Consider the following 25368-nt stretch of genomic DNA (forward strand, 5'->3'; position numbering starts at 1 on the left):
GGCTAGGGCATCGGTCCCGGGGAGTCCGCAGGACGCGCGTCTACGATGGCCGGATGCATGTCCCCGGAGGCGGGTACGACCTCCACACCCATTCGCTCGTCTCCGACGGCACCGAGCCGCCCGAGGTTCTCGTCCGCGCGGCCGCTGCGGCAGGTCTCGGCGGCGTCGCGCTGACCGATCACGACACCACCCGCGGCTGGGCGGCGGCGATCACCGCGGCCGAGGAGGCGGGCATCGATCTGCTCCCCGGGATGGAGCTCTCCTCGAGGGTCGGCTGGGCGAGCGTGCACGTGCTCGCGTACCTCCCCGATCCGGAGGACCCCGGCCTCGTGGCCGAGACCTCGCGGATCCGCTCGGAGCGCTCGCATCGCGCGCAGGCCATCGTCGCGGCGATCGCGGCCGACTACGACCTCACCTGGGACGACGTGCTGGCGCAGACCAGCCCCGGCACCACGATCGGGCGGCCGCACATCGCCGACGCCCTGGTCGCCCGCGGGCTCGCGACCGACCGCTCGGCGGCGTTCGCGGGGATCCTCGACTGGCGCGGGGGCTACTTCCAGCCGCACTACGCCCCGGATCCGGTCGAGGCGGTGCGGCTCGTGCGGGCCGCGGGCGGCGTGCCCGTGATCGCGCACCCCGCCACGAGTACCCGCGGCATCGCGATCGAGTCGATGCTGCCGGAGCTGGTCGACGCGGGGCTCTTCGGCCTCGAGGTCGAGCACCGGGAGAACACCGCCGCGGGCAAGCGGCGGCTGCGCGAGCTGGCCGCGCGGTACTCCCTCGTCACGACCGGGTCGAGCGACTACCACGGCACCGGCAAGCCGAACCGGCTCGGCGAGAACACGACGGAGCGCGCGACCGTCGACGCGATCCGCCGGGCGGCGCGGGCGGGCTGAGCCGAGACGACGGCGCGGCGGGGCGGGTCTCGATACGCCGCTGCGCGGCTACTCGACCAGCATGCTTCTCACGCCGGTCGATCAGCCCGCGGAGCGGTCCTCCATGCTGATCGAGTAGCCCGCGGAGCGGGCGTATCGAGATCCACCGGCGTCAGAAGCTTGCGCTGCTCGAGGCCGGGTCTCGATACGCTCCTGCGGAGCTACTCGACCACCATGAAGCGGCTGCTACGCCGAGCCGTCCGGGCGGGGGCTGCGGCGGCGCTGGCGGGTGCGGCGGCGGGGCTCGCTGTTGCCGTCGTGGTGCTCCTTGCTCTCGCTCGAGGGGGCCTGGCCGGTCTGCACCGGCTCGCCCTCGGTCGCGGCGGGAGCGGTCTCGGCGGCATCACCGCGGCTGCGGCGGCGCGGCTCGCGGCCGCCCTCGCGCGGCTCCCGCGGCTCGCGCTGACGGGGAGCACGGTCGGGGCGGGCGTCCGCCTTCGCCTCGGCGGGGATCGGGGTCGGCTTCAGCCGGCCCTTCGTCCCGACGGGGATCGCGAGGTCCTCGTAGAGGTGCGGCGACGAGGAGTAGGTCTCGACCGGGTCGGGCTGGCCGAACTCGAGCGCGCGGTTGATGAGGGCCCACTTGTGCAGGTCCTCCCAGTCGACGAAGGTGACGGCGATGCCGGTCTTGCCGGCGCGGCCGGTGCGGCCGACGCGGTGCAGGTAGGTCTGGTCGTCGTCCGGGATCGTGTGGTTGATCACGTGGGTGACGTCGTTGACGTCGATGCCGCGGGCGGCGACGTCGGTCGCGATCAGGATGTCCTTCTTGCCGGCCTTGAACGCGGCCATCGCGCGCTCGCGCTGCTCCTGGTTGAGGTCGCCGTGCACGGCGGCGGCGTTGAAGCCCCGGTCGTTGAGCTCCTCGACGATGCGGGCGGCCGCGCGCTTGGTGCGGGTGAAGATGACGGTCTTGCCGCGGCCCTCGGCCTGCAGGATGCGGGCGATGACCTCGTCCTTGTCGAGCGAGTGCGCCCGGTAGACGATGTGCTTGATGTTCGCCTGCGTGATGCCCTCGTCGGGGTCCGTCGCCCGGATGTGGATCGGCTTGTTCATGAAGCGGCGGGCGAGGGCGACGATCGCGCCGGGCATCGTCGCCGAGAAGAGCATGGTGTGGCGGGTGGCCGGGGTCTGCGCGAAGAGCTTCTCGATGTCCGAGAGGAAGCCGAGGTCGAGCATCTTGTCGGCCTCGTCGAGGACCATCGTCTGCACGCTCGCGAGCGAGAGCAGGCGCTGACCGGCGAGGTCGAGCAGGCGGCCCGGGGTGCCGACGACGATCTGCGCGCCGGCCTTGAGCTGCTCGATCTGACCCTCGTAGGCCTTGCCGCCGTAGATCGAGACGATCTTGGTCGGCCGGTTCGAGGCGGCGAGCTCGATGTCCTCGGTGACCTGCACGGCCAGCTCGCGGGTCGGCACCACGATCAGTGCCTTGACGCCGGGCTGGGGGTCGTTGCCGAGGGCCTGGATGAGGGGGAGGCCGAAGCCGAAGGTCTTGCCGGTGCCGGTCTTGGCCTGCCCGATGATGTCCTGCTTCTGCAGGGCCAGCGGGATGGTCTGCTCCTGGATCGGGAACGGCTCGAGGATGCCCTTGGCGGCGAGTGCGGCGACGATGTCGTCGTCGATCTTGAGGTCGGAGAAAGTCACGGAGTGAAGCGCCTGTCGTGTCGAACGGTCCACGCCCCTGTACGACTCGGGCGCAGGGTCACCGATCCAGCGCCGGTGACATCCCGGCGAGTCTACCGCCACAGGGGTCCTCGGGCCCGGAACCGCGGGCGGCGCGCGCTCTACACTGATCGGATGGCAGCCTGGTTCCGACGTCGACGTCCGCTCGGCGAAGCCCCCCGACTGACCCCGCGCGGAGAGTCGACGAGCAAGCGCGATCGCGTCGATCTGGCCGACCTGAGCCCCCAGCTGCTGCCCTACCTCGGGCAGGTGGCCTATCTCCAGCTCGCCGTCTTCGAGGCGCTGGCCCGCGGGGTGGCGGGCACGGACGACCTCGCCGACAAGGAGGCGATCTCGGCCGCCGCCGGCACCGCGCTGGCGAAGCACCACGCGGTCGTCGCCGAGCTGCGCCGGCGCGACGTCGAGCCGAGCGAGGCCATGGCACCGTTCCGGCCGGCCATCGACACCTTCGAGCACCTCACCCGCGGCGCCGACCTGCACGAGACGCTGCTGTCGGCCTACATCACCGCCGGACTGCTCGACGACTTCTTCATCCGGCTCACCGGCGGGCTGCCGAACGACGTCGGCCCGCGGATGGCGCAGACGCTCGGTGCCGACACCGGCGTCGACGGCCTGGTCGCGATCCTCCGCCGCGAGATCGCCGCGGACGAGCGCCTCGGTTCCCGGCTCGCGGTCTGGGGCCGCCGCCTGGTCGGCGACACGCTCCTCGTCGCGCGCTCGGCGCTGATGGGCTCGGGCAACCCGGACTCGGACAAGTCGAGGATCGAGCCGGTCTTCACCGAGCTCATCGCCTCGCACACCCGACGGATGGACGCGCTCGGCCTGACGGCCTGAGGCCCCGGCGCGAGTGGGGGCCGGGGCTCCTACGCCTCCGGCTCGCGGGATTCGCCGGTTCCCGCGTGCCCGAGGGAGATCCGCGTGCCGGAGCTCGGCCTGTGCCGCGCCTCATGCTGGTCGAGTAGCCCCGGAGGGGCGTAGCGAGACCCTCCGTCATCAGCAGGGCGGGTCAGCAGAGTCGTCCTGCTGACGGTGGTGGATCTCGATACGCCCGCTCCGCGGGCTACTCGATCAGCATGATCTGGCTGCTGCGCGTGCACCTCCACAGCAGGGTCCGGCCGCCGCGTCAGTCGTCGATGAAGCCGGGGACGTGGGCCAGGGTGGCGACGGTGCGGGCGCGGCCCCACTCGACGTGGGCGTGGGCGACGGAGACGGCGAGCGGGGCGTCGCCGGCGGCGATCGCCTCCGCGAGCCGCACGTGCTCGTCGTGCCGGACGCCCGGCTCGGCCTGGATGTTGGCGATGTTGAGACGGTTGCTGCGCTCGTCGAGCGGCTGCATCGTGGTGATCAGGAGCCGGTTGCCCGCGATCGCCTCGATCGCGCCGTGGATGCGGCCGCTCTCGGAGTGGAAGCGCGCGAGGTCGCCGGCGGCGAGGGCGGCGCTCGCGTCGGCGACGACGGCGGTCAGGGCCGAGGCGTCGGCGCCGCGGGCCACCGCCTCCGCGGCCTTGCGGGCCACGAGCGGCTCGAGTGCCGAGCGGATGTCGTAGAGCTCCTCGACGTCGCGCCGCCGGACGATCGAGACGACGGCGGTGCTGCGCGGGCGCACCGTGACCAGGCCGGCCAGCTCGAGCCAGGGCAGCGCCTCGCGGATCGGGACGCGCGAGACGGCGAGCTCGGTGGCGAGATCGCGCTCGCGGATCGGCTCGCCCGCGGGCAGCCGGCCGTCGAGGATGCGCGCGCGCAGCTCCTCGTACACCCGCTGCGACATCGTCTGCGCGGGACTCTTCGTCGGCATCGGCGCTCCTGTCGGTCTACCCGTTCTCCGTCCTCGAAGGGTAGCGGGCGGCGTAGGAGAAGCCCGTCGGCCCTCGTAACGCCGTCTTCATCTGCCCGAAACACCCTGGCGCCGGATCGGATCTACCGTGATCGACGTGCCTCGGTATACCGAGCGCCTCCCTTGCCACTCCGCCGGAAGGACCCGCCCCATGAGCACCGTCACGAACCCGCCCCCCGCCACGACGATGGGCGACCGCATCGAGGCCGCCTACTCGCGCATCGGAGTCACGAGCGCCCACCTGGGCATCGTCGCGATGATCCTCTTCGGCGTCTTCTTCGACGCGATCGAGCAGAACACGGTCGGCGTCGCCGGCCCGATCCTCGCCGCCGACTGGGGACTCGCCGGCGCGCAGATCGGCCTGCTCAACACGGCGACCTTCACGGCGGTCGCGCTCGGCCGGGTCCTCGCCGGAGTGGTGATGGACCGGATCGGGCGGCGCACCCTCCTCGGCGCGAACCTGATGATCTTCGCCGTCGGCTCGCTGCTCTGCGCCTTCGCGCCCAGCTACGAGATCCTGGTCGCGGCGCGCTTCCTGGTCGGCCTCGGCCTCGGCGGCGAGATCGCGACGGCGGTCATCATGCTCGCCGAGTTCTTCTCCGCCAAGCACCGCGGCACCGCCGTCGGCTTGATCAACGTCGCCGCGGCCGGACTCGGCAACATGCTCGCCCCGCTCTTCGGCGTCATCGTCTTCTCGGTCTTCACCGGCGACGACCGCTGGCGCTGGCTCTTCGGGATCCTGGTGATCCCCGCCCTCGCGGTCGTGGTCTACCGGCGCGCGCTGCCGGAGACTCCCCGCTACCTCGCCGCCCGCGGTCGCGTCGCCGAGGCGAACACCGTCATCAACCGGCTCGCGCAGGGCCGGCTGCACCGGCCCGTGACCGACGAGGTCGACTACCTGGGCGGTGCCGCCGACCGACCCGTGGCCGCCGCGAGCACCCCGCGCTGGACCGAGCTCTTCGGTCGACGCCACCGCCGCACCACGATCGCCCTGGGCGTCGCGGTCTGCATGTCCTACGCCGCGCAGATCTCGATGCTCACCCTGATCCCGCTGATCCTCACCTCCCGCGGCTTCGACATCACCAGTGCGCTCTGGTATACCCTCGTGATGCAGTCGGGCTCCCTCGTCGGAGCGCTGGTCGCGGCGCTCGCCGCCCGTCGGCTGCCGCGCAAGCTCACGCTCACGGTCGCGGCCCTGCTCGGGATCGGCGCCGGTCTCGGCTTCGGCTTCCTCGGCACCACCGTGGCACTGGTGCTCGTCTTCGGCTTCCTCTTCAACTTCTCGGTGATCGTGCTCAACACCACCATCTGGCTGTTCGCTCCGGAGCAGTACCCCACGCGGATCCGCGGCCTCGGCACCTCGGTGATCCTCGCCCTCGGCTCGCTCTCCGGCGGACTGTTCCCGCTCCTCGCCGGCGCCGTGCTCGACGCCTCGGGGGTCGGCGGGATGTTCGCCCTCCTCGCCGGGCTGTTCGCGATCTGCGCGATCGCCGTGCAGTTCCCGCGCGAGACCGTCGGCCGCCCGATGGCGGAGGACTGAGCGTGCAGCGCACGGTCGTCGTCGTGAATCCGAACACCTCGGTCGCGACCACCCGGCTCCTCGTCGCGGTCGCCCGCGACGCGGTGCGCGGGGAGGACGTCCGGATCGTGGGGGAGACGGTGGCGCAGGGGCCCTCGATCATCACGACGCCCTCCGCTCTCTCCGCCGCGGCGGCGCACGTGGTGACCGCGGCTCGACGCGCGGTGCTGCTGCACGCGCCCGACGCGATCGTGGTCGCCGCGTTCGGCGATCCGGGTGCCGCCGAGGCGGCGGAGGCCACGGGGCTGCCGGTCGTGGGCATCGGAGCCGCGGCCGTGCGCGCGGCGAGCGCGGGCGGCCGGCGGTTCGCGATCGCGACGACGACCGGTCGGCTCGAGCCGGTGCTCCGGGCGCTCGTCGCGGATGCGGGGGGCCTCGGCGCCTACGCGGGCTGCTTCCTCACGGCGTCGCCGGCGGAGGAGCTCGAGGACCCGGACCGAATGCACGGCGAGCTGCACGCCGCGGTGCTGCGGGCGCAGGCAGCCGGGGCGGAGGCGGTGATCATCGGCGGCGGGCCGCTCAGCGCGGCGGCCGAGCGGCTGGCCGCGGAGTTCGCCGGGATGCTGCCGATCGTGGAGCCGATCCGCGCGGCGGTGGCGGAGGCGCTCGCCGCGACGACCCCGGTCGGGGCCCTGCCCGCCTGAGGCGGCGGACCCGGGAACGACGAAGGCGCGGGAGTCCGGGACTCCCGCGCCTTCGCGTGGTGGTGGGCGGCGCTCAGGGAGCGACGCGGTCCGGGGCGACCCGGCCGGCGAGCATCGCCTCGAGGGCGGCGTCGTCGCGGCGGGTGCGCGCCCGGCCCAGCGCGACGTCGGCCGCGAGGACCGCGACGGCCGCGAGGCCGAGCGCGAGGATCCAGATCAGTCCGCCGTCCCAGGGCAGACCGGCCCAGGTCAGCGCGACCCACACGACGGCGGCGACGACACCGCCGAGCGCGGGGATCAGCACCGACCCGTGCAGGTGCCGGTGCGGCAGCCCGTAGCGGGCGGCGAGGCCCAGGAGGATCCCGCCGAGCGTGATGAAGAGGAGCTCCACGACGTGACCGTGCGGGAGGGGCTAGGCGACGAAGCCGACGCGGCGCGACTCCTCGGAGCCGACCTCGACGAAGGCGATGGTCTCGGTGGGGACGATGTAGATCTTGCCCTTCTCGTCGCGCAGGCGGAGGACCTTGGCGCCCGCCTCGAGCGCGGTGGTCACCGTCTTCTCGACCTCGGCCACGGACAGCGAGGACTCGAAGTTGAGCTCGCGCGGGGTGTTGACGATTCCGATACGGATTTCCACCAGCAGTGCCTTTCGGGAGGGGACGTGGCTGTCAGGATACGGGACCGGGCGGCGCGGCCGACGCCGGTTTCGCGCTGAGCGGACCCGGCTCGGGAGGGGCCGCCCGAGGGCGCGCGGCAGTGTCGGCGGTCTTCGTTAGCGTGGTCGCGTGAGCGCTCCTCGAACCCCGGCACCCGCCTCCGACGAGGCTCCCGCTCGCGACGGCTCGGCCGGCGAGGGGCTCGTCCTCGACGCGTCGCAGCGCGCCGTCCTCGCCCTGCCGGACGGCCGCAGCGCCGCGGTGCTCGGCGCCCCCGGCTCGGGCAAGACCCGCACTATCGTCGAGCTCGTCGCCGAGCGCGTGCTCGAGCGCGGGTACGAGCCGGAATCGATCGCCGTGCTCGCCGCCAGCCGCACGGCCGCGACGGCACTGCGCGACGTGCTCGCGCTGCGGCTCGGCGTCCCGACGCGGGGGCCGCTGGCGCGGACCGCCACCTCGCTGGCCTTCGAGGCCGTGACCGCCGCCGCCAAGGAGCTCGGGATCGACCGGCCGACCCTCCTCACCGGCGGCGAGCAGGACGTCATCCTCTCCGAGCTGCTCGAGGGGCACCTCGAGGAGGGCACCGGGCCGCGCTGGCCCGACGAGTTCAGCCCCGAGGTGCTGCGGCTGCGCACCTTCCGCACCGAGCTGCGCGAGTTCGGGATGCGGGCCACCGAGCACGGCCTCGACACCGCCGCGATCCGCCGGCTCGCCGTGGGCGCGGACCGCGGCGAGTGGTCGGCCGCCGCCGCCGTGCTCGAGGAGTTCCGCGACGTCGTCGACTGGATGGCCCCGCAGGCGGGGACGAAGCTCGACGCCGCCGAGTTCGCGGCCTTCGCGGCCGAGACGATCCGCGACGGCGGCGGGGGCGAGCGGATCCGGGCGCTCCGCCTCGTCGTCGTCGACGACATGCAGGAGGCGAGCGAGTCGACGGTCGTGCTGCTGCGAGCCGTCGCCGCGCGCGGCGTCACCGTGCTCGCGTTCGGCGACCCGGACGTCGCGACGAGCGCCTACCGCGGCGCCGCCTCCGACACCCTGGGCCGCTTCGGCCCGGCGATCGGCGTGCGCGACGCCGAGACGCTGGTCCTCGGCCGCGTGCACCGGCACGGTGCGGCCCTGCGGGCCCTCGTCTCCGCGGCCACCCAGCGGATCGGGACCGCGGCGGCCGGGCGCCAGCGCGCGGCCGAGGCCCCCGCCGACGAGGAGGGGGCGCCCACCCCGCTGCTGGTGCTGCACGCCCCGACGGCGGCGCGCGAGGCGGCGACGGTGGCGCGACTGCTGCGCGAGCGGCGGCTCCGGGACGACGTGCCGTGGCGCCGGATGGCCGTCGTCGTCCGCTCCGGCGCGGCCGTGCAGCCGCTGCTGAAGGCGCTCGCCGTCGCCGAGGTGCCCACGCGCTCCGTGCTGGCCGGCCGTGCCCTGCGCGACGATCACGCCGCCCGGGCGCTGCTCGTGCTGATCGGCGTCGCGGTCGGCGAGCGGCCGCTGGACGCGGAGCTGGCGGCGGAGTTGCTGCTGGGCCCGTTCGGCGGGGTCGACCGGCTCGGCCTGCGGCGGCTGCGGCTCGCTCTGCGCGCGGAGGAGCTCGCGGGCGGGGGCATCCGCGCGAGCGATCCGCTGCTGGTGGAGGCTCTGGAGGCGCCGGGACGGTTCGCCACGATCGACTCCGGCCCGGCGCGCCAGGCCGAGCGCCTCGCCGTCACGATCGACCGGGTCCGCCGGCTGCACGCCGAGCAGGGCTCGATCGAGGAGCTGCTCTGGTCGGCCTGGGAGTCGAGCCGCGTCGCGTCCTCCTGGCGCGAGCTGGCGCTCGGCACCGGTCTCACCGCGGCCGAGGCGAACCGCAACCTCGACGGCGTCGTCGCGCTCTTCAGCGCGGCGCGGCGCTTCGTCGAGCGGGCGCCCGGTCACTCGGCGATCGGCTTCGTCACCGAGATCCTCGAGGCGGAGGTGCCGGAGGACACGCTCGCGCCGCGCTCGGTCGAGGACGCGGTGCTGATCGGCACGCCCTCCTCCGTCGTCGGCCTCGAGTTCGACGTGGTCGTGGTCGCGCGGCTGCAGGACGGCGTCTGGCCGAACCTGCGCCAGCGCGGCTCGCTGCTCGACCCCGACGGGCTGATCCGGCACGCGCGCGGCGAGGGCGACCTGCCGCTCGACAGCCGGAAGGCCACCCTCGACGACGAGCTGCGGATGTTCGCGCTCGCCGCCTCCCGGGCCCGCCGCCAGCTCGTGCTCAGCGCCGTCGCGGGCGAGGACGAGACGCCGTCCCTCTTCTTCCGGCTCACGCCGCCCGACGCGCCCCGGCTCGACGCGGCCTCGGCCGTGCCGCTGACCCTGCGCGGGGCGGTCGCGGGGCTCCGCCGGACCGCGACGACGCCGAACTCGGCCGAGGCACCTGGCGCGATCCGGGGGCTGCGCGCACTCACGCTGGCCGAGGTGCCGGGTGCCGACCCGGCCTCCTGGTACGGCGTCCTCGAGCCGTCCACCACCGAGCCGCTCTTCGACCTCGACGATCCCGAGCGGCCCGTCTCGGTCTCGCCCAGCCGGCTCGAGGCGTTCGAGCGCTCGCCGCTCGACTGGTTCGTCGACGCCGTGTCGGGCTCGACCACGAGCACCGCGATGGGGGTCGGCACGCTCGTGCACTGGGTGCTCGAGAACGCGGCGAGCACCGAGCCGGAGGCGCTCTGGGCCGAGCTGGAGTCGCGCTGGCCCGAGCTGGTCTTCGAGTCGCCCTGGCTCGGCGAGCGGCAGCTGCGGGTGACCCGGCGCCTGGTCGAGGGCCTCGCGGCGTACCTCGCCGACTTCGAGCGGGGCGGGGGAGCGGTGCTCGGCCGCGAGCAGCAGTTCGAGATCGACGTGCCGCCCGCCCGGATCCGCGGCTCGATCGACCGGGTCGAGCGCGCGCCGGACGGCTCGGTCGTCATCGTCGACCTCAAGACCGGCCGGAGCACTCCGCGCCAGGCCGACATCGCCGAGCACGCGCAGCTCGGCAGCTACCAGCTCGCCGTCGCGAGCGGCGCGATCGAGGCGGCCGGTGCGGACGAGGGCGGCGGCGCGAAGCTGCTCTTCGTCGCGAAGGGCGTCCGCGGGTCGCTCTACCGCGAGGTGGTCCAGCCCCGCTTCGGCGAGGAGGAGCTCGAGGCGCTGCGCGAGCGGGTCCGCGCCGCCGCGCGGGGGATGGCCTCGGCCGGCTTCTCGGGGCTGCTCGACGCTGTCCCCTTCTCCCCGGGCGACGCCCTGCGGTACCGGATCCATGCTGTGCCGGAGGTCTCGGGGGACGGCCGGCTGGCGCTCGACGAGGTCGAGACGGACGAGGAGGAGACTGCGGTGCCCGAGGACTCGTCCCTGGACGCCGCCGACCCGGATCCCGCCGCCGACTCCGATCCCGCTGCCGACCCCGCTCGGGCCGCCGACCCCGCTCCCGACTCCGCCGCGACCCCCGAGGAAGGGCCCCGCCCGTGATCGACGCCCTGACCATCGCCGAGGCCCTCGACCTCCGCCCGCCCACCGTCGAGCAGCGCGCCGTCATCGAGGCGCCGCTCGCCCCGGCCCTCGTCGTCGCGGGCGCCGGCAGCGGCAAGACCGAGACGATGGCGAACCGCGTGCTCTGGCTGCTCGCCAACGGGCTCGCCGCTCCCTCCGAGGTCCTCGGCCTCACCTTCACCCGCAAGGCCGCCGCCGAGCTCGGCGAGCGGATCGGCCGCCGCATCGACCAGCTGGGAGCCGCGGGCCTGCTGCCGCTGCGCGAGGGCCAGACCGAGCCCGACCCGTTCGAGGCCGCCACCGTCTCCACCTATAACGCCTTCGCGAACACGATCTTCCGCGACAACGCCGCGCTGATCGGGCGCGAGGGCGACGCGACCGTGCTCTCGGAGGCCTCCGCCTGGCACCTGGCGCGTGGGGTCGTCGCCGACACCGCCGACCCGCGCATCCTCGAGGTCGAGGCGAGCATCGACCGCCTGACCGACCTCACCGTCGCGCTCGCGCACGACCTCGCCGACAACCTCGCCGACCCGGCCGAGGTGGCCGGCTTCGCGGAGGACTTCCTCCGCCTCGACGAGCTGCCCCGCGGCTCCAGCGGCTCCGGTCTCTACCGCGAGCTCGAGAAGGCGCTGCAGGCCGTCGGCGCGCTGCCGGTGCTGACGGCGCTCGCCGAGCGGTTCCAGGAGGCGAAGGCCGAGCGCGGCTTCGTCGAGTTCTCGGACCAGGTGGCGCTGGCGCTGCGGATCATCGAGCGCGTGCCGCGCGTCGTCGACGAGCACCGCGCCCGCTACCGGGTCGTGCTGCTCGACGAGTACCAGGACACTTCCGTGCTGCAGACCCGCCTGCTCGCCCGGCTCTTCGCCGAGCAGGGCGTGATGGCCGTGGGCGACCCGCACCAGTCGATCTACGGCTGGCGCGGCGCGAGCGCGGAGGGCCTCGGCCGCTTCGCCCTCGACTTCGGCTCCGCGGCCCGGTTCTCGCTGTCGACCAGCTGGCGGAACGGCCACGGGGTGCTGGCCGCGGCGAACGCCGTCGTCGCGCCGCTGACCGCGGGCAGCGCCGTCCCGGTCGACCGCCTCGCCGCCGGGCCGGGCGCGTCCGACCACGCCGTCGAGCTCACCTTCCCCGAGACGATCGAGGACGAGGCCGACGACGTCGCGCGCTGGTTCGCCGGCCGCCTCGCCGAGAACGCCGAGCGCGGGGAGGCGCCGCCGTCGGCCGCGGCGCTCTTCCGCGTCCGCGCGCACATGGACCGCTTCGCCGCCGCGCTCTCCCGGCACGGCGTCCGGTACCACATCCTCGGCATCGGCGGCCTGCTGCGGCAGCCCGAGATCGCCGACCTCGTCGCCGCGCTGACCGTGGTGGAGGACCCGGCGGCGGGCAGCGAGCTGGTCCGCCTCCTGGCCGGCGCGCGCTGGCGCCTCGGCGTCCGCGACCTGCGCGCGCTCCGCGATCTCGCCTCCTGGCTCGCCTCGCGCGACCACGCGCACCGGCTGCTGCCCGAGGAGGTGCGCGAGCGGATGCGCGCCTCGGTCACCGAGGGCGAGGGCGGCTCGATCATCGAGGCCCTCGACTTCATCGCCTCGCGACGCCCCGGCGAGGACGGCCGGCTCGACCACTCCGCGCTGTCCTCGTTCAGCGAGGAGGGCCTGCGCCGCCTGCACGACGCCGGCACGCTCTTCGCGCGCCTCCGAGCCCGGGCCGGCCTGGACCTCCTCGACTTCGTCACGCTGGTCGAGCAGGAGCTCGGCCTCGACATCGAGGTGGAGGCCAACGAGTCGCGCAGCGACGGCCGCGCCAACCTCGAGGCGTTCCGCGAGGCGGTGTCCGGCTACCTGCAGACCGACGACCGCGGCGCGGGCACCGGCTCGTCGCTCCACGGCTTCCTCCGCTGGCTCGTGCTGGCGGACAAGCGCGACGGCCTCGCGCCTCGGCCCGAGGACCCGGAGCCCGGCACCGTCCAGCTGCTGACGATCCACGGCTCGAAGGGCCTGGAGTGGGACCTGGTCGCCGTGCCGCGGATGGTCGACGGCGAGCTGCCCGGCACTCCGGTCGAGGGCTTCCGCGGCTGGGTGCGCCTCGGCGCGATGCCCTACGCCTTCCGCGGCGACGCCGCCGAGCTGCCGGACCTCGCCTGGCGCGGCTGCGCGACGCAGAAGGAGGTCGTCGACGCGATCGCCGACTTCGGCGACACCCTGCGCGAGCGCAACGAGTCCGAGGAGCGCCGGCTCGCCTACGTCGCGGTCACCCGGGCCCGGCACCACCTGCTGCTGAGCGGCTCCTGGTGGGCCGGGCAGGCGAAGCCGCGCGGACCCGGCGTCTTCCTCCGCGACCTCGCCGAGGCACGCACCCTCCCGGAGCTGCCGGTCGAGCCGTCGAACCTCGAGAACCCGCTCGAGCAGGCGCCGCGCACCTTCCACTGGCCGCACGACCCGCTCGGCGCCCGCGGCGACCGGGTGCGCGCGGCGGCCGAGCGTGTGCGGGTCGCCGAGCCGGCGCTGCTCGGCGCCCGCGGAGCGGACATCCGGCTGCTGCTCGCCGAGCGCGCCGTGCGCCTCGCGGGCGGCGAGCGCGTCGGCCTGCCGACCCGCATCCCGGCCTCGCGGTTCAAGGACATCGTCAGCACGCCCGCCGAGGTCGTCGCGCAGCTGCGCCGGCCGATGCCCGAGCGGCCGTACCGGCAGACCCGGCTCGGCACCACGTTCCACTCCTGGGTGGAGAACCGCTTCGGCATCCAGGGCGAGGCGGAGTCGGTGGACACCTTCCCGGACGAGCTCGACGACGGCGGGGCGACCGCGGCCGGAGCGGAGGGCGAGCAGCTCGCCCGTCTGATCGAGACGTTCGAGCGCTCGGAGTGGGCCGACCGCCGTCCCGAGGCGGTCGAGATCGAGATCCACCTCCAGCTGGCCGGGCACGTCGTCGTCTGCAAGCTCGACGCGGTCTACCGGACGGAGGACGGCTTCCAGATCGTGGACTGGAAGACCGGCCGCGCCCCGAAGGACGCGGCCGACCTCGAGCTCAAGCAGTTCCAGCTCGCGCTGTACCGCCTCGCCTACTCGCGCTGGAAGGGCGTGCCGCTCGAGAGCGTCGACGCGGTGTTCTACTTCGTCGCCGACGACCTCGTGCTGCGGCCCGAGCGCTTCTACTCGGAGCGCGAGCTCTCGGAGTCGCTCTCCTCGGCGACGGGGGCGAGCCCGCGGCCGTGAGCGGAGGAGCCGGTCCGCGCGCCGGGCGTGCGGTTCAGCAGCTCCTCGACCTCGGAGACCTCGAGCACCGGTCCGGTGTCGGTGGACAGCGGCGCGGACAGATCGCCGAGGACGCTGTCGACCAGGAGGTCGAGCATCCCGACCGCGTCGTCGACGATCGCCGAGTCCTCGGTCTCGGTACCGTGCAGCAGCCAGCGGGCCAGCTCGAGCTCGGCGTAGAGCTGAGCGCGCCGGCGGAGGGTGCGGTCGACCGCGCCGGCGCGCATCCGCGAGTACGCGGCGAACGCCGTGCCGGCCCCCGGGGCGCTGAGCAGCCAGTGCAGATCGCGGGCCGGGTCGCCCACCCGCAGCGCCGCCCAGCCGAGCACGGCGCTGACGGAGTCGCCCGAGCGGAGGAAGGAGTCGGAGGTCATCGAGCCGTTCACGACCGTGGGGTCGAACTGCCAGAGCGCCTCGTCGGAGGAGGCCGACTCCCAGCGCGCGACGAGCGCGGCGGGCACGTGGCCGGTGTCGGCGGCGCGCTCGATGACGGCGACCGTCTCGTTGACGCTGTCGCGAGCCGAGGCGACGGGCAGCCCCGCCTCCTGCACGAACGACGCCGGCAGCGAGTGGATCGCGCCGATCGCGCGCCCGACCGAGTCCGCGAGACCGCTGGAGGCCTCGACGTCGTCGATCAGCACGCGGTCGCCCTCGAGGTACCCGTAGACGACGCCGCGGGTGCCGTCGAACGGCGTCTGCCCGATGCTCTCCTGCAGATCGAACGGCAGGCGGCTGCGGATGCCGGCGGTGAGCGCGCGCAGGGCGACGAGGTCGCCGAGCTGCTCCTGCTCGGCCAGCGGCGAGGTCGGCACGCGCACCACCAGGCGGGCGCCGTCGCGCGTGGTCAGCAGAGCGGAGTCGAAGTCCCCGTGCGTCGAGTGCGTGAATTCGCGCGCGGTCCGGACGTCGAGGCCCTCGACGGCCGAAGTGGCCAGCGCGGCTAGAGTGAGATGGGATCTGGCCATGCTCACCAGGGTAGGTCGCCGGGCACCCGACCGGCCGGTCGCCACGCGCTGACCAGCCGATGCCGTCGAGGAGCCGCGCTCCTCCCGGCCGCCCGGCCCGCCACCTCCTCGGCCCCGCACCGGCCGTCCCCCCGGCACCGCTTCGAAATGAGCCCGCATGATCCCGTCCTTCTCCGACCGCCTCCCGCTCGCCCGTCAGGCGGTCGACCGGGACTACCTCGCCCGCGCGCGTCCCGAGCTCTTCGACGAGCTCGACGCCGACGCGGCCACCCGGGTCGTGCTGCTCCGCGGCGACCGCGCCCTGGTCGACGGCGAGCGCCTCGCCCTGCGCCCCGCGGCCGATGTGCCGGCCGGCGCCCTCCGCCTCTACCTCGGTCGCACCACCGTCGACGCCGAGGGCGAGCCCGCCGGCACTCCCGTCGTCGCCGCCGTGCTCACGGACGAGCAGGCGAGCGCCCTCGAGCCCGACGACGCCGCCTGGGGCGCCCTGCGCACCTTGGCCGAGCACCTCAGCGACCGCGACGCCGGCCTGTTCACCGAGGCGCTCGCGATGGTCAACTGGCACGCTTCGCACGGCTTCTCGCCGCGCAACGGCGAGGCCACCGTGATCGAGCAGGGCGGCTGGGTCCGCCGCTCGCCCGCCGACGGCAGCCAGGTCTTCCCGCGCACCGACCCGGCGATCATCGTCTGCGTCCTCGACGCCGACGACCGCCTGCTGCTCGGCTCGAACGCGATGTGGGGCACCGGCCGCTTCTCGCTGCTGGCCGGCTTCGTCGAGCCGGGGGAGTCGCTCGAGGCGGCGGTCGTCCGCGAGATCTTCGAGGAGTCCGGGATGCGCGTCGTCGACCCGCAGTACCTCGGCTCGCAGCCCTGGCCGTTCCCCGCCTCGCTGATGATCGGCTTCACCGCCCGCCTCGCCGAGGACCAGGCCCCCGCCGACCTGCTCCCGGACGGCGAGGAGATCGTCGCGCTGCGCTGGTTCACCCGCCAGCAGCTGCACGACTCGCTCGAGTCGGTGCTGCTGCCCGGCCGCTCGTCGATCGCCCGCGCGATGATCGAGGACTGGTACGGGGGAGCGCTCGAGAACGGCCCCATCGTCGCGTGACCCTGCTCGACGGACTCGACGAGGGGCAGCGCGAGGCGGCGGAGGCGCTGCTCGGCCCGGTCTGCGTCCTGGCCGGCGCGGGCACCGGCAAGACGCGGACCATCACCCATCGGATCGCGCACGGCGTCGCGACCGGCGTCTACACGCCGGCCCGCGTGATGGCGCTGACCTTCACCAGCCGCTCCGCCGCCGAGCTGCGCTCCCGGCTCCGCGTCCTGGGGGCGGGCGGCGTCATGGCCCGGACGTTCCACGCCGCCGCGCTCTCGCAGCTCGGCTTCTTCTGGCCGCAGCTGGTAGGCGGCACGATGCCGCAGCTGCTCGACGGCAAGGCGCGGCTGCTCGGCCACGCGGCGGAGCGGCTCCGGCTGAAGCTGGACACCGCGACCCTGCGCGACCTCTCCGCCGAGATCGAGTGGCGGAAGGTGTCCGCCCTCTCGCTCGAGCAGTACGCGGTGGCCGCGCGGACCCGTGCGCTGCCCGGACGGCTCACCCTCGAGCAGACCGTCGCGATGGTCGACGAGTACGAGGGGCTGAAGGACCAGCGCCGGCAGATCGACTTCGAGGACGTCCTCCTGGTCACCGCGGGGATGCTCGAGTCCGAGCCGGCGATGGCGATGCAGGTCCGGGAGCAGTACCGCTTCTTCGTCGTCGACGAGTACCAGGACGTGAACCCGCTCCAGCAGCGGCTGCTCGAGCTCTGGCTCGGTGACCGCAGCGACCTCTGCGTGGTCGGCGACGCGAGCCAGACCATCTACTCCTTCGCCGGCGCCCGCGCCGACTACCTGCTCGACTTCGGCTCGCGCTGGCCGGCCGCGACGGTCGTCCGCCTCGAGGAGAACTACCGCTCGGCACCGCCGATCGTGCAGACCGCGAACCGGCTGATGCGCGGCCGGCCCGGCGCCCTCGTGCTGCACTCGGTCGCGAGCGCCCCCGCCGCCGCCGCGGAGGCCCCGGAGCCGGCGATCGACGCCTACCCCGACGACGTCGCGGAGGCCAGGGGAGTGGCGGCCCGCGTCGCCGCCGACATCGAGGCGGGCGTGCGCCCCTCCGCCATCGCGATCCTCTTCCGCACCAACTCGCAGTCGGCGATCCTCGAGCGCGCGCTGCACGAGCGCGGCGTCGCGGCGCACCTGCGCGGCGGCAAGCGCTTCTTCGACCTGCCGGAGGTGAAGCAGGCGGTGATGCAGCTGCGCGCGGCCTCGGTCTCCATCTCGGGCGAGCCGCTGTTCAAGTCGGTCAGCGACGTCCTCCGCTCGCTCGGGTGGAGCGCCGAGCCGCCGTCGGCACCGGGCGCCGTGCGCGAGCGCTGGGAGTCGCTGGACACCCTCGCCCGGCTGGTCGACGAGGCGCCCGCCGGCTGGACGTTCAAGCAGTTCACCGACGACCTCCTCGCCCGCCAGCAGGTGCATCACGAGCCGGACCGCGCGGCCGTCACGCTCGCGACCTTCCACTCCGCCAAGGGACTCGAGTGGGAGTCGGTGCACCTGATGGGCCTGACCGAGGGCCTGCTGCCGATCTCCTACGCGAGCGGCCTCGAGGCGATCGACGAGGAGCGCCGGCTGCTCTACGTCGGCATCACCCGCGCGCGTCAGCGGCTGCGGCTCTCCTGGTCGCAGTCCACCGTGGGCCGGGTCACGCGGCGGGAGCCGTCGCGCTTCCTTGCAGAGATCGGCACGCGCACCCGCGGTGCGGCTCCAGCCGCCGCTCGCTGAACGCACCGGAGGCGTCGGAGTAGGTGCGCTCGACACTGCGCAGCCCGGTCCAGCCGGCGTGCAGCCGCCGGAGCGCCGCGTCGGCCGCCGCGACCGCGATCGCGGCACTGGAGAGGGCGGTGCGCGTCGATGCGGTGGTGCCGAGGACCTGGATCACCAGCCGCGGCCACTCCGGGTCGAGGTCGATCCGGTCGCGGTAGGCGCAGTGCAGGCAGGGCCCGCCGCCCGGCTCGACGAGGGGGCCGATGCGGACCGCCTCGTCGCCGAAGACCACGGCCAGATGCGGCACGTCGCTCGAGAGCCAGTGCGCGGCGCGCGCCGGAGCGACGGCGTAGTCGGCGACGAGCACCGCGAGAGCGGGCACCGCATCCTCGCCGACCAGCTCGCAGCCCTCGCCGCGGAGCAGGCTGCGCAGGGCGTCGGCCGCCGAGCCGACGCCCTCGACGACCACCCGCGGCGGCGCGGGCGGATCCGGGTCGATGCTCCGCAGCAGCACCGGGCGCAGCGTGGCGAGCAGCTCGTCGACGCGCGCGTCCGAGGCGCCGGCGCGCGTCGCGATCAGCCGCGCCGTGCCCGCGCTGGTGCCCACCCGCAGCGCGTGCACCAGCAGCTCCTCGGCGTAGCCGACGCCCTCCAGCACGACCCGCGGGTGGTCGAGTCCGACCTGCATCGCGGTCGCGGAGCGCCAGACGAGGGGGAAGCGGGGATCGAGCCGGAGGACCATCGGGAGATCATGGCCGAGAGCGGCCGGGCGGCGCGGGAGTTGTCCACAGGTCGTGGACCCCTCCCGCGCGAGGATCAGACCGGTCGGTCGCCGGTGGGAGCGGTGCCGTCGTCGTCCGGACGGCCGCCGTCGGTGCCGGCCTCGGGCTGCTCGCCCGCCGGCGCCGCGGGCGTCGTCCCGTTCAGCAGCTCCTCGAGCGCGCGGTCCATCTCGTCGGGCTCCGGGGTCTCGCCGCGGGCCTCGGCGCTCAGTCGCGCGACGAGGGCTGTCGGGTCGTCGAGGTCGTCCGAGCCGGGCAGCACGTCGGGGTGCGACCAGAGCGCGTCGCGCGCCTCAGGACCGACCGCGTCGGTGACGGCCTGCCACATCGCGGCGGCCTCGCGGAGGCGGCGCGGCCGCAGCTCCAGGCCGACGAGCGTGGCGAAGGCCGACTCGGCGGGCCCGCCGGACGCGCGACGGCGGCGGACGGTCTCGGCGATCGCACCGGCGCTGGGCAGGCGGGTGGTCGCCGCGGCGGTGACCACGTCCACCCAGCCCTCGATCAGGGCGAGCATCGTCTCGAGGCGGCCGTGCGCCGCGAGCTGCTCCTCGGTCTTCGGCGGGATCAGCGCGCCGGAGGTCATCGCGTCGCGCAGCTCCTCGGGGTTGGACGGGTCGAAGTTCTCGGCCAGCTCCTCGAGGCGGGTGGTGTCGATCGTGATGCCCCGGGCGAAGTCGGTGATCTGCGAGATCAGGGCGAGCCGGACCCACTTGCCGTGCCGGAAGAGCCGCGCGTGGGCGAGCTCGCGCACCGCGAGGTAGATCTGCACCTGGTCGATCGGGATGTCGAGGCCCTCGCCGAACACGGCGACGTTCTGCGGCAGGATCGCCGCGTCGTTCTCCTCGAGCAGCGGGATGCCGATGTCGCCGCCGGAGACGACCTCGGCGGCCAGCTGGCCGACCACCTGGCCGAGCTGGAGGGCGAAGAGAGTGCCGCCGATGCCGCGCATCATGTCCTCGGCGCCGGCGATCATCGCCTTCATCTCCTCGGGCGCCTGGTCGCGCATGACGCCGGTGAGCGCGTCGGAGATGCTGAGGGCGACCGGCTCGGCGAGCTGCGTCCAGACCGGCATCGTGAGCGAGATCCACTCGAGCCGGCTGATGGTGCGCGGCGGACGGCTCAGTTCGGAGACGTACGCGACCTCGTCGAGCCAGAGCGCCGCGACGCCGAAGGCGCCGTCGAGCGGGGCACGCACGGCGTCGGTCACCGGGACCGACTCGGCGCGCGCCAGCTGCTTCGCCTGCTCGAGCGCGAGCGACCAGTTGATCCCGCCGCCCGACTGCTGCATCGCGCTCTGCAGCTGCGAGAGCAGGTTCTGCAGAGCGACCGGATCGTTCGGCAGACCGGCGGCGCCCGCGAGCTGGCTCGGGTCGATCGGGCCGTTCCCCGAGAGGAACTGCCGGAGCATGTCGCGGAACTCGTCCTCCGAGCCGCCGCCCGGTCGGTCCGCGTTGTCGCCTTCGGCCATTCGGGGAGCCCTCTCTCATCGCACGGAGCCGGCCTCTGCACACCCGGTTCGGGCGACGGATCGTGACACGACTCCCAGTCGTGCAAGCTACGTTAGCCCGAGCGTCCGGAGCCACGACGTGAAGTCGACCGCCCGGCCCCGACCCGCTTCCGCCCGCCGCGAACACGCCGGCGCCGCCGCCCCGCACGTCCCCAGAGAGGCCCCCGTTTGCTGTTCTCCGTCGACCCGCGCCCCTCCTCCCCGCGCGGCCGGCGCGCCTGGGTCGGGCCCGCGGTCCTCTTCTCCGGCGTCGCACTCGTCGTCGGGCTCGGCGTCACCCCCGCCCCCTACGTGATCGAGCAGCCGGGCCCGGTCTTCGACACCCTCGGCACGAGCGGCGAGGACGTTCCGCTGATCTCCATCCCGGACGAGACGACCTATCCCACCGAGGGCACTCTCGACATGCTGACCGTCTCGGTGGTCGGCAACCCGCAGAGCCTGCCGACCTGGATCGAGGTCGCGACCGCCTGGTTCGACCGCACCAAGGCCGTCGTGCCCGTCGCGCAGATCTTCCCGCCGTCCTCCACCGTCGAGGAGCGGGACCAGGCGAACCAGGCCGAGATGACCGACTCGCAGCAGGAGGCGATCGCCGCGGCGCTCACGGAGCTCGGCTATCCGATCGGGCAGCGCGTCTCGGTCGTGCAGATCCCGGACGACTCTCCCGCCGCCGGCGCGCTCGAGACCGGCGACGAGATCGTCGCCGTCGCGGGGGAGCCGGTCGCCGATGTGACCGCGCTCCGCGCCGCCGTCCAGGCCTCGGGCACCCAGCAGCCGGTCACCCTCACCGTCGAGCGCGGCGGGGCCGAGCAGGACGTGCAGGTCACCCCGGTCGACAACGACGGAGCGGCCGTGATCGGCATCGTCGCCGGAGCGGCCTTCGATTTCCCGTTCGAGGTCGACATCCAGCTGGACGACGTCGGCGGGCCGAGCGCCGGGATGATGTTCGCGCTCGGGATCATCGACAAGCTCACCGAGGGCGCGCTGAACGGCGGCGCCTCCGTCGCCGGGACCGGCACCATCGACGCCGCGGGCGAGGTCGGCGCGATCGGCGGCATCCGGCAGAAGATGTTCGGCGCGGTCGACGCGGGCGCGCAGTACTTCCTCGCGCCCGCCGACAACTGCAACGAGGTCGTCGGCCACGTGCCCGACGGCCTCCAGGTCTTCAGCGTCGCCACCCTCGACGACTCCCTCGCCGCCCTGAAGGGCGTCGCCGCGGGCGACACCGACGCCCTGCCGACCTGCGACGGCGCGACCCCCATCAACTGACGGCGGCGGGTCTCGATACGCCCCTGCGGGGCTACTCGACCAGCAAGTGCGGCCACCGAGTCGCCGAACGACCGCGGCATGCTGATCGAGTAGCCCGCGCAGCGGGCGCATCGAGATCCACCGCCCGCCCGAGCCGCCCTGTCCGCTCAGGGCGGAGCGGCGGGGCCGCTCCCTGAGGGCGACGCTCAGGTCCCCTCGCTGGTCGTCGCCTACCATGGGGAGCCTCCCGTCACATCTCCACATCAAGAGGCTTATCCGTGAGTTCTGCAGCAACCGAAGCCCCGCCGCGCAAGAGACGGAGCGTTCTCGCCGTCACGGTCGTGGTGGTCGCCGTGCTGGTGGTGGCGTTCTTCGTCTTCGCCGGTCTCTACACCGACATCCTCTGGTACGACCAGCTCGGGTTCCTCTCGGTGCTCACGACGCAGTGGTTCGCCGCGGGCGGGCTCTTCGTCATCGGCTTCGTCGCGATGGCTGTCCCCGTGTTCGTGAGCCTGACGCTCGCCTACCGGCTGCGCCCGGTCTACGCGAAGCTCAACTCGCAGATCGACCGCTACCAGCAGGTCGTCGAGCCGCTCCGGCGCCTGGCCACCTTCGGAATCCCGGCGGTCCTCGGCCTCTTCGCCGGCGTCTCCTCCTCCACCCGGTGGCAGACGAGCCTGACCTTCTGGAACCGCACGCCCTCGGGCGACGTCGATCCGCTGTTCGGCCTCGACACGTCGTTCTACCTCTTCGAGCTGCCCTTCTACCAGAGCATCGTCGGCTTCGCCTCGGCCGTGCTCATCATCTCGGCGCTCGCCACCCTCGCCACCGGCTACCTCTACGGCGCGATCCGGATCAACGGCCGCGAGATCCGCATCTCGAAGTCCTCGCGCATCCAGCTCGCGATCATCGCGGCGCTCTACCTGCTCGTGCAGGCGGTCAGCCTCTGGCTCGACCAGTACGCGACCCTCAGCCGCCAGGGCACCCGGATCACCGGCGCGACCTACGCCTCCGTGAACGCGACGATCCCCGGCCTGCAGATCCTCGCCGCCATCTCCGCGCTGATCGCCGTCCTCTTCATCATCACGGCCTTCATCGGCCGCTGGCGCCTGCCCGTCATCGGCACCGCGCTCCTCATCGTCGCGAGCCTGCTCGTCGGGTCGCTCTACCCGTGGGTCGTCCAGAAGTTCCAGGTCGAGCCGAACGAGCGCACGCTCGAGTCGACGTACATCCAGGACAACATCGACATGACGCGGCAGGCCTACGGCGTCTCCGACGTCGAGGTCATCCCGTACGACGCGACCACCGACGCCGAGCCGGGCGCCCTGCGCTCCGACGCGGAGACCACGGCGAACATCCGCATCCTCGACCCCGCCGTCGTGACCGACGCGTTCTCGCAGCTGCAGCAGTTCCGCCAGTACTACTCCTTCGGCGACCAGCAGAACGCGCTCGACGTCGACCGCTACTCGATCGACGGCTCGACGCAGGACGCCGTCGTCGGCGTCCGCGAGCTGAACCTCAACGGCCTCGGCACCAACCAGACCTGGTACAACCAGACCCTCGTCTACACCCACGGCTACGGCCTGGTCGCCGCGTACGGCAACCAGCGCTCGTCCGACGGCGAGCCGGTCTTCATCGAGTCCGGCGTCCCGACGACCGGTGACCTCGGCGACTACGAGCCGCGGATCTACTTCGGCGAGAACTCGCCCGGCTACTCGATCGTCGGCGGCGACGGCGACCGCAACATCGAGCTCGACTACCCCTCGGGCACCGAGGGCGAGCAGCAGACTTACACGACCTTCGACGGCAACGGCGGCCCCTCGCTCGACAACGTCTTCAAGAAGCTCGTCTACGCGATCAAGTTCCAGTCCGAGCAGATCTTCCTGTCGGACGGCGTCAACGACCAGTCGCAGATCCTCTACGACCGCGACCCGGTGCAGCGCGTCCAGAAGGTCGCCCCGTACCTGACGCTCGACTCGGACGCCTACCCGACCGTCGTCGACGGCCGCGTCGTCTGGGTGGTCGACGGCTACACCACCTCCGCGGACTACCCGTACTCGGAGGTGCAGAGCCTGTCGCAGGCCATCGCCGACACCAACACGCAGCAGCAGTTCCCGACCGACGACGTCAACTACATCCGCAACTCGGTCAAGGCCACGGTCGACGCCTACGACGGCAGCGTGACGCTCTACGCCTGGGACACCGAAGACCCAATCCTGCAGACCTGGCAGAAGATCTTCCCGAGCACCGTCGAGCCGATCAGCGAGATGTCGGCCGGCCTGCTCAGCCACGTCCGCTACCCGGAGGACCTCTTCAAGGTGCAGCGCGCCGTGCTCGGCACGTACCACGTGACCGACGCCGGCTCGTTCTACTCGCGCGAGGCCGCCTGGTCCACGCCGAACGACCCGAACTCGGGTGGAGCGAGCACGGCCGCCGTCGGCGGCGGGGACACGCTGCAGCCGCCGTACTACCTGACGCTCCAGACGCCCGACGTCGAGACGCCGTCGTACTCGCTGTACTCCACGTACATCCCGGCGAGCACACCCGGCAGCGCGGCGAGCCGCAACGTGCTCACCGGCTACCTCGTCGCCGACTCGGATGCGGGCTCGACGGAGGGCGCGGTGGCCGACGGCTACGGCACGCTCCGGCTGCTCGAGCTGCCGAGCGACGACACGGTGCCCGGCCCCGGTCAGGTGCAGAACGCGTTCAACACCGACCCGACGGTCGCGAACCAGCTGGCACTGCTCCAGCGCGGCGACACCACGGTGACCCGTGGCAACCTGCTCACCCTGCCCGTCGGCGGCGGACTGCTCTACGTGCAGCCGATCTACGTCAGCTCGAACGGCGACACGAGCTTCCCGCTCCTGCAGAAGGTGCTCGTCGCCTTCGGTGACGACATCGCCTTCGAGGACACCCTCGACGCCGCCCTCGACAGCCTCTTCGGCGGCGACTCGGGAGCGGACGCCGGTGACACCGGCACGGTGGTCACTCCGACCCCGACGCCGACCGACACGGCGGATCCGGGCACGGGCGACACCGGGACCGGCGACGCGGGCACCGGCGGGACGGCTCCGACGGGCGACCAGACCGAGCTCCAGGCCGCTCTGAGCGACGCGAGCACGGCTCTCGCCGCCCGCGAGACCGCCCTGAAGGCCGGCGACCTGACCGCCTTCGCGGCGGCGGACGAGCAGCTCACCGAGGCGCTCCAGCGGGCGCTGGCGGCCGAGGGGCAGCAGTAGGCCGATGGTCCAGGTCGATCGTGGCGAGCACCTGCGCGCAGGGGAGTGGCTCGATCCGAACCGGGAGTACTGGGAGGGGCGTGCCGGTGACGGCGCGCCCCTCCGGGCGTTCGGGGCGGCGGTGCCGGCCGGGGCGCGGGTCCTGCACCTGCAGTGCGGCGCCGGGGGCGACGCGCTCCCGCTCGCCGAGCGGGGCGAGGACGTCATCGGCGTCGACTTCTCGATGCCGGCGATCCGGCTGGCCCGCGAGGCGGCCCGCGAGCGCGGTCTCGCCGAGCGGACCCGCTTCGTCTGCGCCAACGTCTACGAGCTGCGGCACATGCTGCCCGAGCCCGACGCCTTCGACGCCGTCGTGACGACCCTGGACGCGGTCGCCTGGCTCCCCGACCTCGAGGAGTGGGCGCGTGTCGTCGAGTGGTTCGTCGCACCGGGTGGGACCGCGGTGATCGGCGCGCAGGCGCGACCGCGCGTCGACGACCCGGCGGTGCGCACCTGGGAGCGCTCGGGCGAGGACGTCGCGGAGGCCCTCCGGGCGACCGGTCTCGAGGTCGCCGTGAGCGCCCTCGACGGTGTCGCCTGGACGGCGACGAAGTTCGTCTGAGCCGCCGAGCACGGCACTGCCTGCTCCGGGTGCCCACTCGATTTGCATCGCTCCTGATCCCCGTGTAGTGTCTCTTCTTGTGACGCGGGGTGGAGCAGTTCGGTAGCTCGCTGGGCTCATAACCCAGAGGTCGTAGGTTCAAATCCTGCCCCCGCAACAAGAAGACGGAAGCCG

18 protein-coding genes and 1 tRNA gene are annotated in these 25368 nt (G+C 73.7%); 12 read left to right on the forward strand and 7 right to left on the reverse strand.

Annotated features, from left to right (window positions below; translation table 11 throughout):
• Positions 1 to 53 precede the first annotated feature (53 nt).
• Complete coding sequence (locus tag MT353_RS18095) at positions 54 to 896, forward strand: PHP domain-containing protein (protein ID WP_243625509.1); 843 nt, start codon at positions 54 to 56, stop codon at positions 894 to 896.
• 225 nt (positions 897 to 1121) lie between these two features.
• Here the strand turns inward: MT353_RS18095 and MT353_RS18100 are convergent, their stop codons facing one another.
• The gene (locus MT353_RS18100) at positions 1122 to 2576 is read right to left on the reverse strand and encodes a DEAD/DEAH box helicase (RefSeq protein WP_243625510.1); all 1455 of its coding nucleotides are present in this window, start codon (positions 2574 to 2576) and stop codon (positions 1122 to 1124) included.
• Between the two features lie 153 nt (positions 2577 to 2729).
• Between MT353_RS18100 and MT353_RS18105 the strand changes: the two genes are divergently transcribed.
• Positions 2730 to 3449, forward strand: a complete 720-nt coding sequence (locus MT353_RS18105) for a ferritin-like fold-containing protein (protein WP_243625511.1) — start codon at positions 2730 to 2732, stop codon at positions 3447 to 3449.
• A gap of 289 nt (positions 3450 to 3738) precedes the next feature.
• Here MT353_RS18105 and MT353_RS18110 read toward each other — a convergent pair whose 3' ends face one another.
• Positions 3739 to 4410: a GntR family transcriptional regulator gene (locus MT353_RS18110; RefSeq protein WP_133963120.1), complete on the reverse strand. Its 672-nt coding sequence runs from the start codon at positions 4408 to 4410 to the stop codon at positions 3739 to 3741.
• 190 nt (positions 4411 to 4600) lie between these two features.
• Here MT353_RS18110 and MT353_RS18115 point away from each other — a divergent pair, with 190 nt between their 5' ends.
• Positions 4601 to 5989 carry an MFS transporter gene (locus MT353_RS18115; protein WP_243625512.1) on the forward strand — a complete coding sequence of 463 codons (1389 nt, stop codon included), beginning with the start codon at positions 4601 to 4603 and terminating at the stop codon, positions 5987 to 5989.
• A 2-nt stretch (positions 5990 to 5991) separates the two neighbouring features.
• Entirely contained in the window at positions 5992 to 6672 is a 681-nt protein-coding gene (locus tag MT353_RS18120; RefSeq protein WP_243625513.1) for an aspartate/glutamate racemase family protein, read from the forward strand.
• Positions 6673 to 6745: 73 nt separating this feature from the next.
• Here MT353_RS18120 and MT353_RS18125 read toward each other — a convergent pair whose 3' ends face one another.
• On the reverse strand, positions 6746 to 7063 hold the full coding sequence (locus MT353_RS18125) for a hypothetical protein (RefSeq protein WP_243625514.1): 318 nt from the start codon (positions 7061 to 7063) through the stop codon (positions 6746 to 6748).
• A 21-nt stretch (positions 7064 to 7084) separates the two neighbouring features.
• Positions 7085 to 7309, reverse strand: coding sequence for a DUF3107 domain-containing protein (locus MT353_RS18130; RefSeq protein WP_123447586.1), 225 nt, complete (start codon positions 7307 to 7309; stop codon positions 7085 to 7087).
• 148 nt (positions 7310 to 7457) lie between these two features.
• Here MT353_RS18130 and MT353_RS22055 point away from each other — a divergent pair, with 148 nt between their 5' ends.
• A complete protein-coding gene (locus MT353_RS22055) occupies positions 7458 to 10790 on the forward strand; it encodes an ATP-dependent DNA helicase (RefSeq protein WP_243625515.1) in 3333 nt (1110 codons plus the stop codon).
• Positions 10787 to 14017 (forward strand): UvrD-helicase domain-containing protein, encoded by a 3231-nt coding sequence (locus MT353_RS18140; protein WP_243625516.1) that lies wholly within the window; start codon positions 10787 to 10789, stop codon positions 14015 to 14017. Before MT353_RS22055 ends, MT353_RS18140 begins: the two co-directional genes overlap by 4 nt.
• Here the strand turns inward: MT353_RS18140 and MT353_RS18145 are convergent.
• Positions 13954 to 15021 carry a phosphotransferase gene (locus MT353_RS18145; protein WP_243625517.1) on the reverse strand — a complete coding sequence of 356 codons (1068 nt, stop codon included), beginning with the start codon at positions 15019 to 15021 and terminating at the stop codon, positions 13954 to 13956. The genes MT353_RS18140 and MT353_RS18145 overlap by 64 nt on opposite strands.
• A 157-nt stretch (positions 15022 to 15178) precedes the next feature.
• On the opposite strand from MT353_RS18145, the gene nudC reads away from it, so the two are divergent.
• Together nudC and MT353_RS18155 are read left to right on the forward strand one after the other, a co-directional pair.
• Positions 15179 to 16126, forward strand: coding sequence for an NAD(+) diphosphatase (gene nudC, locus MT353_RS18150; RefSeq protein ID WP_123705101.1), 948 nt, complete (start codon positions 15179 to 15181; stop codon positions 16124 to 16126).
• On the forward strand, positions 16123 to 17838 hold the full coding sequence (locus MT353_RS18155) for an ATP-dependent helicase (protein ID WP_243616374.1): 1716 nt from the start codon (positions 16123 to 16125) through the stop codon (positions 17836 to 17838). Before nudC ends, MT353_RS18155 begins: the two co-directional genes overlap by 4 nt.
• Here the strand turns inward: MT353_RS18155 and MT353_RS18160 are convergent.
• Positions 17759 to 18562, reverse strand: coding sequence for a hypothetical protein (locus MT353_RS18160; protein ID WP_243598538.1), 804 nt, complete (start codon positions 18560 to 18562; stop codon positions 17759 to 17761). The genes MT353_RS18155 and MT353_RS18160 overlap by 80 nt on opposite strands.
• A gap of 74 nt (positions 18563 to 18636) precedes the next feature.
• Positions 18637 to 20070, reverse strand: coding sequence for a zinc-dependent metalloprotease (locus MT353_RS18165; protein ID WP_243625518.1), 1434 nt, complete (start codon positions 20068 to 20070; stop codon positions 18637 to 18639).
• A 207-nt stretch (positions 20071 to 20277) separates the two neighbouring features.
• On the opposite strand from MT353_RS18165, the gene MT353_RS18170 reads away from it, so the two are divergent.
• The 4 genes from MT353_RS18170 (at position 20278) to MT353_RS18185 (ending at position 25351) form a co-directional block, all read left to right on the forward strand.
• Positions 20278 to 21375, forward strand: a complete 1098-nt coding sequence (locus MT353_RS18170) for a PDZ domain-containing protein (protein WP_243625519.1) — start codon at positions 20278 to 20280, stop codon at positions 21373 to 21375.
• A gap of 257 nt (positions 21376 to 21632) precedes the next feature.
• Positions 21633 to 24593 carry a UPF0182 family protein gene (locus MT353_RS18175; RefSeq protein WP_243625520.1) on the forward strand — a complete coding sequence of 987 codons (2961 nt, stop codon included), beginning with the start codon at positions 21633 to 21635 and terminating at the stop codon, positions 24591 to 24593.
• Between the two features lie 4 nt (positions 24594 to 24597).
• On the forward strand, positions 24598 to 25194 hold the full coding sequence (locus MT353_RS18180; RefSeq protein WP_243625521.1) for a bifunctional 2-polyprenyl-6-hydroxyphenol methylase/3-demethylubiquinol 3-O-methyltransferase UbiG: 597 nt from the start codon (positions 24598 to 24600) through the stop codon (positions 25192 to 25194).
• Positions 25195 to 25277: 83 nt separating this feature from the next.
• Positions 25278 to 25351 (forward strand) — tRNA-Met (locus MT353_RS18185).
• Positions 25352 to 25368: the final 17 nt, after the last annotated feature.

Source organism: Rathayibacter sp. VKM Ac-2927, assembly GCF_022815525.1.
Taxonomy (GTDB): Bacteria; Actinomycetota; Actinomycetes; order Actinomycetales; family Microbacteriaceae; genus Rathayibacter; species Rathayibacter festucae.

Bases quoted from the DNA above. Each gene is read 5' to 3' on its own strand.
- MT353_RS18095 (WP_243625509.1), top strand. From the start codon at position 54: ATGCATGTCCCCGGAGGCGGGTACGACCTCCACACCCATTCGCTCGTC.
- MT353_RS18105 (WP_243625511.1), top strand. From the start codon at position 2,730: ATGGCAGCCTGGTTCCGACGTCGACGTCCGCTCGGCGAAGCCCCCCGA.
- MT353_RS18110 (WP_133963120.1), bottom strand. From the start codon at position 4,410: ATGCCGACGAAGAGTCCCGCGCAGACGATGTCGCAGCGGGTGTACGAG.
- MT353_RS18115 (WP_243625512.1), top strand. From the start codon at position 4,601: ATGAGCACCGTCACGAACCCGCCCCCCGCCACGACGATGGGCGACCGC.
- MT353_RS18145 (WP_243625517.1), bottom strand. From the start codon at position 15,021: ATGGCCAGATCCCATCTCACTCTAGCCGCGCTGGCCACTTCGGCCGTC.
- nudC (WP_123705101.1), top strand. From the start codon at position 15,179: ATGATCCCGTCCTTCTCCGACCGCCTCCCGCTCGCCCGTCAGGCGGTC.
- MT353_RS18160 (WP_243598538.1), bottom strand. From the start codon at position 18,562: ATGGTCCTCCGGCTCGATCCCCGCTTCCCCCTCGTCTGGCGCTCCGCG.
- MT353_RS18165 (WP_243625518.1), bottom strand. From the start codon at position 20,070: ATGGCCGAAGGCGACAACGCGGACCGACCGGGCGGCGGCTCGGAGGAC.
- MT353_RS18180 (WP_243625521.1), top strand. From the start codon at position 24,598: ATGGTCCAGGTCGATCGTGGCGAGCACCTGCGCGCAGGGGAGTGGCTC.